Here is a 12,514-nt window from a genome sequence, read left to right on the forward strand (position 1 = left end):
GCCTCGCGTGGTGATCTCTAGAGAGAATAACCCATCACGTTCTTCCGGGCGCCGGTATCGAACGGCTCCAGCACGATATCCGTCCGCCAGAGTCGGGCGATCAGCCCCTGGGTCGCCATTGGATCCCCGCTGGTCCAGAAGCGCTCGCGGCCGATCCGATCCGCGGGCGCCAGCAAGCCGGCCTCGGTCAGGCGTCGCCGCACCTGACGGGCGACCGCCGCCCCCGAATCCAGCACCGCGACGTCCGGACCGGCCAGTTCCTCGATCAAGGGCGTCAAATGCGGATAGTGGGTACAGCCCAGTACCAGGGTGTCGGCTCCGCGCGCCAGCAGCGGCAGGAGAAACCCGGTGAGCAGGGTCCGGGTCGGCTCGCCGTCGAGGTCGCCGGACTCCACCCGCTCCACCAGACCGGGACAGGGTTGCGGCAGGATTCGGGTGCTCAGGTCGATCCGGCCCAGCAACTCCGCGAAGGTTTGGCTGGCAAGCGTCTGGCGGGTGGCCAGGACGCCCACCACACCGGAGCGCGTGCGCTCCACCGCCGGCTTGACCGCCGGCTCCATGGCCACGATGGGGATCGGATAGCGGCTGCGCAGCACTTTGGCCGCGGCGCCGGTCGCCGTGTTACAGGCCACCACGACCGTCTTGGCGCCTTGATCAAGCAGGAACTCGGTAATGGTCACCGCGCGCGACTCGATGGCCGCCAGCGGCTTGTCGCCATAGGGCGCATGGCCGCAATCCGCCACGTAGAACAGATCCTCGTGGGGCAATTCGCGACGGATCTCGCGCAGCACCGAGAGCCCCCCGACGCCGGAATCGAAAACGCCGATAGGTTGACGAGGGTTCATGGCACTCTCCGGGTCATGGCGATCGGCGGCGGGACGGCCCGCTTGAAGCGAGCAGAAACCACTCGCGGGACAGGGTCCGGCATGTCTGATCAATCCGTCCAAAAACCGGGCAGTCTATGACCCGTTGGCGGGGCTGACAATGCGTGGGTCGCCAGCGCGCGGCTGGATTCGATCCCGGACATGGCCTAGCCTAGTGCAACTGTGCGAAAGTCCAAGACCGTCTCAGATCGTTGTCGTTGTCGTTGTCGTTGTCGTTGTCGTTGTCGTTGTCGTGGTCGTGGTCTCGACATGGCGAATAATCGACAACGACAACGACAACGAGGAGGCTCCGGTCTCGGAACTTGAGCAGCGAAGCACGAGCGACCTATCACAGATCTTCCAGCCACACAGGAAATCCAACCATGCGTAAACTCCTGGGCGCGCTTGCGCTCCTCGCCACCGGTACTGTCCAGGCCGCAATCCCCGCCACGCCCGTGATGACGGTCTACGAATTCAATGGCCCACTGGAGGTGCCGTATTTCAATGCCGGCGATCTGTCCCGCGCGGGAACCCTGACCCAGGGCACCTCGCTGATCCCCTGTCTGCCGATCCGCGATGGCAAGCCACTGACGGATCAAAGCGGAACGCCCTATGTCGGCTTCGAGACCGTGGTGGATCCGCGCCAGGCGTCCCGCGCGTCGACCGAGGTCTTCAAGCGCACGGTTGCCGAGCGCAAGGCGCTCAAGGTCAAGAACCACCACTGTCCGGCGGGCGCTCGGCATGTCATCGGCATTCGCGATCTCTACGCACTGGAGAAGGCACCGTCCTTCGATCCGCCCCGCGCGGGCGGTGGACGCGCGGAGTCGGGCGTCAGCGAACTGGACCGCATCGTGCGCGCCTTCCATGCCTCCAGCGACTGCGAGGGGGCGAATGTCAAACTGACGGGTCGGCGTCCCGCTTTAAAGCGCGCCTGGGACGACTTCATCCGCGATCATCAGGATTTGGGCTCGCCGACCACGCTCGCCCGCGCCAAGCATCTGGATTATGTCATGCGCACGGCGATCTACGAGGGCCACCTGGGGCGCGGCTGCAATGCCTATGGCGCCTGCGAACGCAACATCATCGCACTCTCCATCCGTAACCGCGCCGTCGGGCAGTGCCGGAAGAATCAGGGCTGCGGCTTTCCGGGCGATTTTCAGGGTGCCGCGTCGTCGGTTTCGCAGTACAACATCTGGGACGAATACCTGACCCAGATCTCGGGTCTGACCTCCTGTTTTCTCCGCCCGGATCTGGCCAGCGATGACCGCTACGCCAAGCTCCAGGCGATGTACGCCCAGAGTCTGCCCGATGTCGAGCGGATTCTGTTTGGCGACGATGCCGATTTGCGAGCGGTGTTCCCGAACAATTCGCTGACCGACCTCACGTCCATGCGTCACTACTATCACGCGCCGGCCATGGGCAAATGTTTCCCGAACCATGACCGGGTGGAATACATGTCCGGCGCGGTGGCCCGCAAGGGCGACGATTTCGCGCTGATCGCCAATACCCGTATCCAGGTTGGCACCAAATCCGCGGACGGCTATGCCTTCGAGGAGTTTCGCTTCGAGGAGGCGCCGGACCGGGATCTCGTGCGGATCGAGAACAACTACCCCGGTTTCCGGGTCGATGCCCGCAAGGTCTCGCTGCGCGCGCCGGGATCCTGCCCGGCCTACGGCATCCCGAGCGGCTGCCGCTCGGGGGCGGTCGGGCGTTATCGCAAAACCCCGAACTGGCTGAGCGACGGCAAGCCACTGGGCATGACCTGCAGGCTCTCCAATCGGGGCGAATCCTGCCGGGACGAAGGCACGACGAACACGGTGGAAGTCGGCGGGGTCTGCGACAAGGAAATGCGACCGGTCGCCGGGGTGCGCTGAGTCCCTGAACCTGGAAAGCGCAGTCGACCGCAAAAACTGGCGCGTATTGTGCCTTTATTCCATCAAGTGCCCCGTCAACGTGATGCCGGGGCCATCTATCCGATTGATCTCTATATAGAAGCTGATCATCGCGACGAACGTCCGCCGATTGATCTTCACGCCGCATTGCGGCAATTGTCGACTGTCCGACAGAACCACATGCCATGAGGTATCAAAGGTGTCGTGTCCCGTGGAAAAAACCGACCGCTACATCAGTTTCGATGGCATCGCCTGTGACGAGCATGCCCGGCGCATCGTCCTCTCGATCCGGGAGTGCATTGGCGATGCCGCCCGGCCGTCGCCTTGGCAGTCCTATTTCGAGACCAAATTGATCGAGTCGGAACGAAGGGGTCATGACGAGCTGTATTTCGTGGGAAGTCAGGTCAACGCGATCCGCGAGTTGTTCGAGCAGTATGGACGCGAGGAGGCACTGGACTTGCTGGAGCGAGTCGAGGAGGAGTGCTGTTAACGCGCGTCCGGCGGGTCGTACTCGGCCTGTTCGCGTTGCCCTGAAGGCCGAAGAGCCGAGTGCAACTCGGCGATCCCAGGAGGGGCTAGGAGGCATCCGAGGATTTCTGTCAGCGCCCGGCCCGCGTCGGCGACCGTGATCCCTGGAACCAGATCCGAGACCTGCGCGATGGCGAGCCCGGCGTAACCGCAGGGGTTGATGCGTCGGAAGGGTTCGAGATCCATCGCGACATTCAGGGCCAGCCCGTGATAGCTGCATCCGTGGCGGATCCGCAGGCCAAGCGAGGCGATCTTGGCATTCGCCACATAAACGCCGGGCGCATTGGGGCGGCGCGCCGCGGCGACCCCATAGGCGTCGAGCAGATCGATGACGCCTTGCTCCAGCAGGTTTACCAACCGCTTGACGCCGAGACCGGTCCGCCGCAGATCGAGCAGCGGATAGACGATCAACTGTCCGGGGCCGTGATAGGTCACTTGTCCGCCCCGATCCGACTGGACGACCGGAATCGCGCCCGGCGCCAGGATGTGCTCCAGGCGGCCGGCCTGACCCAGGGTGAAGACAGGCGGATGTTCGAGCAGCCAGACCTCGTCGCGGGTGTCCTCGCGGCGGGCATCGGTCCAGTCGCGCATCGCGGCGAGCGTGGCCGGGTAATCCTGAAGACCGGGCAGGCGGCGGACCCGAAAGGGAGGCTCGCGCAGGGTAGGGCGGTCGTCGCTCACAGCGCCCAGACCACTAGTTCATGCGCGGTCAACTCTCGATAGATGGCGTCGAGCTGAGGTTTTCCGTGCGCCTCGATGGTGACGGTCACGCTGATCCATTTGCCGCCCCGGCTGGGTCGGATCGAGACGGCCGTTTCGTCGAAACCGGGCGCGTGCCGGCGGACGATCTCGATCACCGCGGACTCCAGGCCGCGGTCGGCCGGGCCCATCGCCTTGATCGGGAAGCTGCAAGGGAACGAGAACAAGGTTTCCTGAGGGTCGGACATGGCCGATGCGCGGGGATCGTTCGATTGCGTCAATGAAGAAGACTGTCGACCAGCTTCAGAATGCTGTCGACGAATTTGCGCCACAGGTTGCCCTCGGCGACTTCCTGGAGCGCGACCAGAGGAACCCGTGCGATCTCCGTATCGCCCTGTGCGACCACGATGTCGCCCACTTGCGCGCCCTGGGCGATCGGGGCGATGAAATCGGAGGTCTTTTCCAGCCGTGCGTCGAGCTTGTCGTAGGCGCCGCGCGGAATGGTCGCGAAGACATCCGTGGCGGGACCGACCGGCAGGTTTTCAAGATTGCCGTACCAGGCGCGAATCGACTCGATCGGCTGATTGGCCGGATAGAGACGATGACTCTCGTAAAACCGGAATCCGTAGTTCAGCAGGGCCAGACTTGCCTCGGCGCGCGCCTTGGGCGTCGCCGATCCCATGACCACCGAAATCAGGCGCATGTCCTCGCGCTTGGCCGATCCCACCAGACAGTAACCGGCGGCCTTGGTATAGCCGGTCTTGACGCCGTCGGCGCTGGCGTCGCGCGCAAGCAGCGGGTTGCGGTTCTGCTGCGTGATGTTGTTGTAGACGAATTCCCGATTGCTGTACCAGGCGTAATACTCGGGGAACTCTCTGATCAGGGCCAGCGTGACACGCGCCATGTCGCGGGCGGTGGTGTAGAGTTCCGGATCGGGGAGTCCGTTGGGATTGGTGAAATGACTGTCGGCCATGCCCAGCCGCCTGGCATGATCGTTCATCAGGTTGGCGAAGGCGTCGACACTGCCGGCGGCATGCTCGGCCAGCGCTACCGCGGCATCGTTGCCGGACTGGATGATCATGCCCTTGAGCAGATCCTCCAGGGCGACCTGTTTGCCGACCTCGATGAACATCTTCGAGCCGCCCGTCCGCCAAGCTTTCTCGCTGATCATGACCTGGTCGGTCAGCTTGATCTTGCCGCCGGCGAGTTCGCGAAACACCACATAGGCGGTCATGATCTTGGTCAGACTTGCCGGTTCCAGACGCTCGTCGGCATTTTGCTCGATCAGGGTCTTGCCGCTGTTGAAATCGATCAGCAGATAGCCCTTGGCCGCAAGTTCGGGAGGAGCCGGAATCGGCGGCTGCGCGGTCGCCGACGAGAGCGGCAAGGCACACAGAAAAAACCACAGGAACAAGATCGGGGAGGCTGACTTCATGAGGGGTCCGGGGCTTGGGGGATGGCGGGGTTGGAGCGAAGTCTATTCTAACCCCCCATCCCCGGATTTGGCACCCCGGATCAGTTCGTCACCCGTTGCGGACGGTCCACGCCAAGCGCTACGAGCTGCCGCGTCAGTCGGTCGGCGTCCTGTTCGGAGGCTAGCGGACCGATTCTGACCTTGTAGAGCGCTGCGCCGCCGGTCTCCGGAGTCAGGATTCGGATGGGATCGTGCCCTAACTGGCCATTCAAACGTTCGCGCAGTCGCTCGGCGTTGCGCGGATCGCCGAAGGCGCCGATCTGGAGATACAGCGTTTCGCCATGGCCGGGGGGTTGCTCGCGGGATGCGACTGTCGCGACGGGTCGCGGTGCGTCCCCGAGGGCGGGCGCCGGCGGGGATGTCGAGTTGCCTCTCGCCATCCGCGTGGGCGCGCGCTCGGGATGCGCGGGCGGACCGGATGGAGCGACAGCGCGGGCAATCCTGGCGTTGGCCTTGCCCGAGGACGCGAGAAATGGGCCGGGGTCCGATTTCGGACGCTTCGGATCGATGGCGCGCACCTCAACCATTGCCGTTCCCGTCTTGACGACGCCCAGCTTGACGGCCGCGGTATGGGACAGATCGATGAGACGCGGACCATGAAAGGGGCCGCGGTCATTGATCCTGATCACGATGCTGCGCCCATTTTCGATGTTGGTCACCCGCGCATAGGTCGGCAGCGGCAGGGTCTTGTGCGCCGCGCTCATGGCGTGCATGTCGTAGATCTCGCCCGAGCTGGTCTTGCGCCCATGGAATGGCTTGCCGTACCAGGATGCCAGTCCGCGCTCCACATAGCCGCGGCTGCTCCGCTGGGTGCGGTAACGCTTGCCGAAGACCACGTAGGACTCGGGATTTCCGGACTTGGACAGGGGTTCGACACGCGGCACCGCGTCCGGAATGCGGGCGATGCGCGGGGGAATGTCGTCACCGTCCGGTCGGTCGACCTGGCTGGCACAACCGGAGAGCAGCGCGAGAAGCAGCAGGATCCCCATCCAGACGACCGTTGCGCCTGCTGATGCGGCGGGCCGAATGTCGGCCATCCGCGTGGTCGAGAGGCGCTTGTCTGTTCGCATATTGCAGTGTCTCCAAACGATCGCGCGCTCAATCACCGCTCGCCGACATGGCGCGCCCGGATCTCCTCGCTCAACTGAAGGACCGCCATGGCGTAGAGGTTGCTGTGGTTGTAGCGCGTGATGACATAGAAATTGTCGAGACCGATCCAGTATTCGTCGGTCGGTCCAGCGAGCCGGATCAAGCTCGCCGGGGTTGATGGAGCGATGGACGCGCGCCAGTCGATGCCGGCGTCGCGCCAGTCGCCCGCCGTGCGGTTGGGCTTGAGCGGCGTGTTCTCGGCGATGTCGAGGCCGTCGGGAAGGCTGGCCGTGAGTTCGGCCGGGAAGGCGACCGGCTCGCCGGGCCGCCAGCCGTGGAGTTTGAAATAGTTGGCAACACTGCCGATGACATCCGGGTCGCTGTGCCAGAGGTCACGCCGTCCGTCGCCGTCGAAATCCACCGCGTAAGCGCGGTAACTGGAGGAAATGAATTGGGGTTTTCCGAGCGCCCCGGCATAGGAGCCCAGGATTTTGCCGGGGTCGAGCCCTTCCTCGCGGCTCAGGAGCAGGAAGGATTCCAACTCGCCGCGAAAGAAATCCGCCCGCTTGGGATAGGAGAAGCCCAGGGTCGTCAGCGCATCCAGCACCCGATGGGCGCCCAGGTGACGTCCGTAGCTGGTTTCGACTCCGAGGATGGCGACGACGATCTCGGGCGGGACACCGAAGAGGGTCTCGGCGCGCGTCAGGGTCTCGGCATGGTCGCGCCAGAAGGCGACACCGGCGTCGATCCGCTCCGGGGTGTGGAAGAGTGCTCGGTAATCGCGCCAGGATTTGTCCTCGTAGGGACGATTCATGGCGTCGACGATTGTTTGCCGGTAGCGCGCGGTCTCCAGCAGGGTCTGGAGCGCGACAGGGTCGAAGCCATGACGTTCGGTCATCCCGGCGATGAACCGCTGGACGCCCGCGCGATCCTCGTCCGGCGCCGCTGCGACTGGACTCAAGAAAAGGGCCACGGCAAGCGCGGCAAGGAGGCGAGCGACGGGCATAGGGCGCAGCCATCGGCCATAAATGCGATAAATGACATTCAGTATAGGCCATAACAGCCTAAACGAAAAGCGGTTTGGTATTTCCAACCGGCGGCCTTTTGGCAAACTTGGAACCTGGAGCAGACGGAAAATCGGCAGCAACTTTCCAGGACATCAGCCCGTCTTGTTTCTGCCAACTGCCAACTGCCAACTGCCAACTGCCAACTGCCAACTGCCAACTGCCAACTGCCAACTGCCAACTGCCAACTTATAGTCAATGCCTTCCAATCACGACCAGCGTAATGGGAGCGCGAATCAAACCAATGCACGACGGTTTGGAACGGGGCATCCGCGATGATCGTTGTCGTTGTCGTTGTCGTTGTCGTTATTCGATTCGACAACGACAACGACAACGACAACGAAAGCAAGAACGACGAAAGCGCGACGGGGTATTCACCCCGTCGCAAGGTTTTCCGAACACTGGGAATTCGTCATTCCCAAAATCGCCTTAAGGACGCACGGGCTTTTTATGCGTCTCGACCGCCATGATCATGCCGAATCCGATCATCAGGGTCACCATCGAGGTGCCGCCGTAACTGATCAGCGGCAGCGGAACCCCTACCACCGGCAGCAAACCCGTCACCATGCCGGTGTTCACGAAGACATAGACGAAGAACACGAGGATCAACCCGCCCGCCAGCAGACGGCCATAGTTATCGCGCGCGCGGGCCACGATCACGAGTCCGCGCAGGATGATGAAGAGATAAAGCGCCAGCAGCGCCAGGATGCCGGCGAAGCCGAATTCCTCGCCGATCACCGCGAAGATGAAGTCGGTATGACGCTCAGGTAGGAATTCGAGATGGGACTGGGTGCCGTTGAGCCAGCCCTTACCGGAGATGCCGCCCGAGCCGATCGCGATCTGCGATTGGATGATGTGATAGCCGGTGCCAAGCGGATCCGATTCGGGATCGAGAAAGGTCAACACCCGCGCGCGTTGATAGTCGTGCATGAAGAGCCAGACGACCGGGGCGATGGCGGCCACCACGCTCGCCAGCGCCAGGATCATCCACCAGCTCAATCCCGCGACGAAGAGCACCAGTGCCCCGGCGCTGGCGACCAGGAGCGAGGTTCCCAGATCCGGCTGCTTGGCGATCAGCAGCACGGGGATCAGGGTCAGGATGATCGCCAGCAGGATCCACCCTGGCCGCGGTGGCAGCGGGCGGATGGACAGCAGCCAGGCGGCGGCCATGGGGACGGCGAGTTTCAGCAGTTCCGAGGGCTGAAACCGCACCACGCCAAGGTCGAGCCAGCGTTGGGCGCCCTTGCCGATGTCGCCGAACAGGAGCACGGCGACCAACATGGCGACTCCGAGCAGATAGAGCGCGAAGGACCAGCGGCGCAGGATCAGCGGCGGCACCTGGGCGATGGCAAACATCAGCACGAAGGCGATCCCCATCCGCGCGAGTTGGCGCTCGACGATGAGCGGGTTCCGATCGCCGGCGCTGTAGACCACCAGCAGGCCAAAACCGCACAGGGCCAGGAGCGCGAGCAAGAGCGGGGCATCGAGGTGGATCCGTTGCAACAGACCGAGCTTCGCGGTTTCCGCGTCCTGATCGAGTCTCGCGGAGATCGTCTTAGTCGCCATCGCTGCCGCCATCGCCGGTCGCGTCCGTAGGGAGGAGCGTGGATCCGCCCAGATAGACATCCATGACGCGGCGCGCGACCGGCGCGGCGTCCGAGCCGCCATGACCGCCATTCTCGACCAGCACGGCCACGGCGATGCGCGGATCCTCCACCGGGGCGAAGGCGACGAAGAGCGCGTGATCGCGCATGCGCTCGGGGATTTTCGCGGCGTTATAGGTCTGCTTCTGCCCGATGGTGAAGACCTGGGAGGTGCCGGTCTTGCCGGCGATGCGGTAGTCCGGGCTACGGATCCGCTTGGCCGTGCCGCGCGGGCTTTCCACGACCTGACTCATGGCGTCGATCACGTTGTCCCAATAGCGCGCATCGCCGACCTCCACGTCACGCGACACCCGCGGGAACTCGCTCTCCGTGTCCGCGCCTGGGAAGCGGCTGGCGCGTGCCAGCCGGGGTTGGATGAAATGCCCCCGATTCGCCATGGTCGCCGTGGCCGCCGCCAGTTGCAGCGGGGTCGCGAGGAAGGAGCCCTGACCGATGCCGACGATCAGGGTCTCGCCCGGATACCAGGGCTGTTTGCGCACCCGTTGTTTCCACTCGCGCGAGGGCAGCAATCCGGGGAGTTCGCCGGCGACATCGACCCCGGTGCGCGCGCCAAAGCCGAATTGACTCAGGAATCCATGCAGCCGGTCGATGCCCATCTGGTTGGCCAGCGAATAAAAATAGACATCGCAGGACTCCACGATGGCCCGCTCCAGATTCACCGTGCCGTGCCCGCCCTTGCGCCAGCAGCGAAAGCGGTGGCTTTGGCCGGGCAGTGAAAAGGCGCCGGAGCAGTGCGTGGTTTTGCGGGCGGTGGTGAAGCCGGTCGCCAGTCCGCCCAGGGCGATGAAGGGTTTGACGGTGGAACCCGGTGGGTACTGGCCACGCGCGGCGCGATCGAACAGCGGTTTGTCGATGGAGTGCAGCAGGGCGTTGTAATCCGTCTGACTGATCCCCTCGACGAACAGATTCGGGTTATAGCTCGGCTTGCTGACCATCGCCAGCACGCCGCCATCGCGCGGGTCGATGGCGACGACGGCGCCGCGCCGCTCGCCCAAGGCGTTGATCGCCTCCTGCTGCAGGGCCATGTCGAGATACAGCGACAGATCCTGGCCCGGCGTGGGAGGGGTGCTCTCCAGCGTGCGTAGGATGCGTCCGCGTGCGTTGACCTCGACCTGTTGATAGCCGACCCGTCCATGCAGCACATCCTCATGGGCCTTCTCCAGACCGCCCTTGCCGATGAAATGGGTGCCGGCGTAATTGCTGGTGTCGATCAAGGTCATTTCGCGCTCGTTGATCCGGCCCACATACCCCAGCACATGCGCGGTGGATTCGCCGAGCGGATAGGTTCGGATCAGTTCGGCGCGAACATCGACGGCGGGAAAACGATGACCGTCCACCGCGAAGCGCGCGACCTCCTCGGGGGTCATGTTGAGCCGAATTGGCACCCCCTGAAAACGCATCCGCTGACGCTTGAGACGCTCGAAGCGGGCGCGGTCGTTGGCATCGATCGGCACCAGCCGCGCCAGTTCGTCGATGGTCCCCGCCAGATCCGCGACCTTTTCGATCGTGATCTCCAGCGAAAAGGTCGGATGATTGTCGGCCAGCACCACGCCACTGGCATCGTAGATCAGACCGCGCGACGGCGGGACGGGCTGGACTTTCACCCGGTTGTCCTTGGAGAGGACCGAGAAGTGATCATGACGATCCACTTGCAGGTGGAGCAGACGCAACGCGAGCAGGCACAGGCCGATGAGCACCAATACCCCCGCCACCAGCGCGCGCGTGGCGACGAGCCGTTGCTCGCGCCGGCGGTCCTCGAAACTCGTCAGACGCATCGGCGTTGATTCCAGCGCGGGCGCATCCGTTCAGTCCGTCCCCATGCGTCGCTCGACCTGGGTCAGGGCGGCAGAGAGCCAGGGCCAGATCAGCAGGCCAATGAAGGTCGGAACCCAATAGCTCAGGGTCGGCATGGGTTGACCGGTGGCGCCGAGGATCCAAAGGGTGAGCAGACGTTCGGCCAGCAGCAGCACCCACACGAAGAAACTCTGCTGCCAGAGCGGGAAAAGACGGATCCGCGCATGCAGTTTCACCGCCACATAGGCCACCAGAGACAGCCCTAATGCCTGTTGACCAAGGACGGAGGCGGTCAGTACGTCGAGCATCAATCCGGTTCCGAACCCCCAGAACACGCCCACCCGCTCGGGCAGGGTCAGGCACCAGAAGAGGAGGGTCAGGGTAACCCATTGCGGGCGGAAGTCCTCCAATCCGGCGGGCATTGGCACAATCGTCAGGAACATGGCGAGCGCCAGGCTCGACAGAACCATCCACAGACCCCGGCGCTCAGTCTCGCTCATGGCGATACAAAGGCTTGAGCGCGTCGGCGGCCAGCGTGGCGTGGTCCGGTTTCGCGCCCATGGACCAAACCAATAGAACCTCTCGGCTGCGGTCAAGTCGCGCAGTCGGTTCCGCGATGACCGTCGTGAAAGGGTTGTCAGGATCCTGACGCACCGTCTTGACCCGCGCGACCGGATAGCCCGACGGAAACCGCTCGTCCATTCCGGAAGTCACCAGCAGGTCGCCCACGCGAATATCCGCGTTTTTCGGAATATAGAGCAATTCGAGTTCCTGGCTCGGCCCCTTCCCGGCGGCGATGGTGCGCAGACCATTGCGGTTGACCTCCACCGGCAGCGAGTGATTGGCGTCGGTGATCAGCAGCACTGTGGACGAAAAGGGATTGGCGCGGATCACCTGACCCATCACGGCCTCGGCATCTAGGACCGGCTGGCCGGCAAAGACGCCGGAATTGGTGCCCTTGTTGATCATCACCTGCTGGCTGGAAGGGGCAAGATCCACGGCCAGAATCTCCGCGATCAGGACGCGTTCGCCGACCTCGAAGGAGGAGCCAAGCAGGTCGCGCAGACGCATATTTTCCGCCCGCAGCGATTCGAATTGTTGCAGGCGCCCCTTAAGAACCAGATTTTCATGTTGCAGGTTTTCGTTCGAAAGCCTGAGTTGCGCCTCGCCGACGAGCCGTTCCTGCGCCTCGCGTGCCAGTTGTGCCGGCAGATTGGCCGCGAACTGCAAAGGATAGATCGCCACCTCGATCACTGAGCGCACCGTGTCCAGGTAATGGTAGCGATGGTCGGCGACAATCAGCCCGATCGCCAGAATCTCCGCCAGGATCACCCGGAAGGTTGGCGAGGGTCCATGGACAAACAGTGGTTTGATGGTGGCGTTCCTCGGCAAGATCCCGGATGGCATCGATCTCTTGGTGCTGGACAGATTGCCAGGCCGACGCAAA

Annotated in this window: 12 protein-coding genes; 2 read left to right on the forward strand and 10 right to left on the reverse strand. The window is 63.7% G+C overall.

Translation table 11 applies throughout. The annotated features are described in order from the left end of the window. Positions 1-17: 17 nt before the first annotated feature. The gene (murI, locus tag CCR95_RS19200; protein ID WP_201097474.1) at positions 18-845 is read right to left on the reverse strand and encodes a glutamate racemase; all 828 of its coding nucleotides are present in this window, start codon (positions 843-845) and stop codon (positions 18-20) included. A gap of 401 nt (positions 846-1,246) precedes the next feature. On the opposite strand from murI, the gene CCR95_RS19205 reads away from it, so the two are divergent. Both CCR95_RS19205 and cowN read left to right on the forward strand, forming a co-directional pair. Continuing rightward, entirely contained in the window at positions 1,247-2,737 is a 1,491-nt protein-coding gene (locus tag CCR95_RS19205) for a hypothetical protein (protein ID WP_201097476.1), read from the forward strand. A gap of 229 nt (positions 2,738-2,966) precedes the next feature. Further along, positions 2,967-3,245, forward strand: coding sequence for a N(2)-fixation sustaining protein CowN (gene cowN, locus CCR95_RS19210; RefSeq protein WP_338115442.1), 279 nt, complete (start codon positions 2,967-2,969; stop codon positions 3,243-3,245). On the opposite strand, the gene lipB is transcribed toward cowN, so the two are convergent. The 9 genes from lipB to mreC form a co-directional block, all read right to left on the reverse strand. Continuing rightward, the gene (gene lipB / locus CCR95_RS19215) at positions 3,242-3,964 is read right to left on the reverse strand and encodes a lipoyl(octanoyl) transferase LipB (RefSeq protein WP_338115443.1); all 723 of its coding nucleotides are present in this window, start codon (positions 3,962-3,964) and stop codon (positions 3,242-3,244) included. The two genes, cowN and lipB, sit on opposite strands and share 4 nt — an antisense overlap. Continuing rightward, complete coding sequence (locus CCR95_RS19220) at positions 3,961-4,173, reverse strand: YbeD family protein (RefSeq protein ID WP_420825673.1); 213 nt, start codon at positions 4,171-4,173, stop codon at positions 3,961-3,963. The genes lipB and CCR95_RS19220 overlap by 4 nt, the downstream gene beginning before the upstream one ends. A gap of 86 nt (positions 4,174-4,259) precedes the next feature. After that, the gene (locus CCR95_RS19225; protein ID WP_201097482.1) at positions 4,260-5,417 is read right to left on the reverse strand and encodes a D-alanyl-D-alanine carboxypeptidase family protein; all 1,158 of its coding nucleotides are present in this window, start codon (positions 5,415-5,417) and stop codon (positions 4,260-4,262) included. An 80-nt stretch (positions 5,418-5,497) separates the two neighbouring features. Beyond that, the gene (locus tag CCR95_RS19230; protein WP_201097484.1) at positions 5,498-6,526 is read right to left on the reverse strand and encodes a septal ring lytic transglycosylase RlpA family protein; all 1,029 of its coding nucleotides are present in this window, start codon (positions 6,524-6,526) and stop codon (positions 5,498-5,500) included. Between the two features lie 32 nt (positions 6,527-6,558). Beyond that, positions 6,559-7,506 (reverse strand): lytic murein transglycosylase B, encoded by a 948-nt coding sequence (gene mltB / locus CCR95_RS19235; protein ID WP_242523355.1) that lies wholly within the window; start codon positions 7,504-7,506, stop codon positions 6,559-6,561. A 532-nt stretch (positions 7,507-8,038) separates the two neighbouring features. Continuing rightward, positions 8,039-9,175 carry a rod shape-determining protein RodA gene (rodA, locus tag CCR95_RS19240; RefSeq protein ID WP_201097488.1) on the reverse strand — a complete coding sequence of 379 codons (1,137 nt, stop codon included), beginning with the start codon at positions 9,173-9,175 and terminating at the stop codon, positions 8,039-8,041. Beyond that, positions 9,165-11,048 (reverse strand): penicillin-binding protein 2, encoded by a 1,884-nt coding sequence (gene mrdA / locus CCR95_RS19245; RefSeq protein WP_201097490.1) that lies wholly within the window; start codon positions 11,046-11,048, stop codon positions 9,165-9,167. Before mrdA ends, rodA begins: the two co-directional genes overlap by 11 nt. Before the next feature lie 30 nt (positions 11,049-11,078). Further along, positions 11,079-11,567 (reverse strand): rod shape-determining protein MreD, encoded by a 489-nt coding sequence (mreD, locus tag CCR95_RS19250; RefSeq protein WP_201097492.1) that lies wholly within the window; start codon positions 11,565-11,567, stop codon positions 11,079-11,081. Beyond that, positions 11,554-12,474 (reverse strand): rod shape-determining protein MreC, encoded by a 921-nt coding sequence (gene mreC / locus CCR95_RS19255; protein WP_201097494.1) that lies wholly within the window; start codon positions 12,472-12,474, stop codon positions 11,554-11,556. Before mreC ends, mreD begins: the two co-directional genes overlap by 14 nt. Positions 12,475-12,514 lie beyond the last annotated feature (40 nt).

The organism is Thiocystis minor (genome assembly GCF_016653465.1).
Classification (GTDB): Bacteria; Pseudomonadota; Gammaproteobacteria; order Chromatiales; family Chromatiaceae; genus Chromatium; species Chromatium minus.

What these genes read in the sequence shown, in the direction of transcription:
- murI (WP_201097474.1), bottom strand. Translation starts at nt 845, where the DNA reads ATGAACCCTCGTCAACCTATCGGCGTTTTCGATTCCGGCGTCGGGGGG.
- CCR95_RS19225 (WP_201097482.1), bottom strand. Translation starts at nt 5,417, where the DNA reads ATGAAGTCAGCCTCCCCGATCTTGTTCCTGTGGTTTTTTCTGTGTGCC.
- CCR95_RS19230 (WP_201097484.1), bottom strand. Translation starts at nt 6,526, where the DNA reads ATGCGAACAGACAAGCGCCTCTCGACCACGCGGATGGCCGACATTCGG.
- CCR95_RS19220 (WP_420825673.1), bottom strand. Translation starts at nt 4,173, where the DNA reads ATGGGCCCGGCCGACCGCGGCCTGGAGTCCGCGGTGATCGAGATCGTC.
- mreD (WP_201097492.1), bottom strand. Translation starts at nt 11,567, where the DNA reads ATGAGCGAGACTGAGCGCCGGGGTCTGTGGATGGTTCTGTCGAGCCTG.
- mrdA (WP_201097490.1), bottom strand. Translation starts at nt 11,048, where the DNA reads ATGCGTCTGACGAGTTTCGAGGACCGCCGGCGCGAGCAACGGCTCGTC.
- CCR95_RS19205 (WP_201097476.1), top strand. Translation starts at nt 1,247, where the DNA reads ATGCGTAAACTCCTGGGCGCGCTTGCGCTCCTCGCCACCGGTACTGTC.
- rodA (WP_201097488.1), bottom strand. Translation starts at nt 9,175, where the DNA reads ATGGCGACTAAGACGATCTCCGCGAGACTCGATCAGGACGCGGAAACC.
- mreC (WP_201097494.1), bottom strand. Translation starts at nt 12,474, where the DNA reads ATGCCATCCGGGATCTTGCCGAGGAACGCCACCATCAAACCACTGTTT.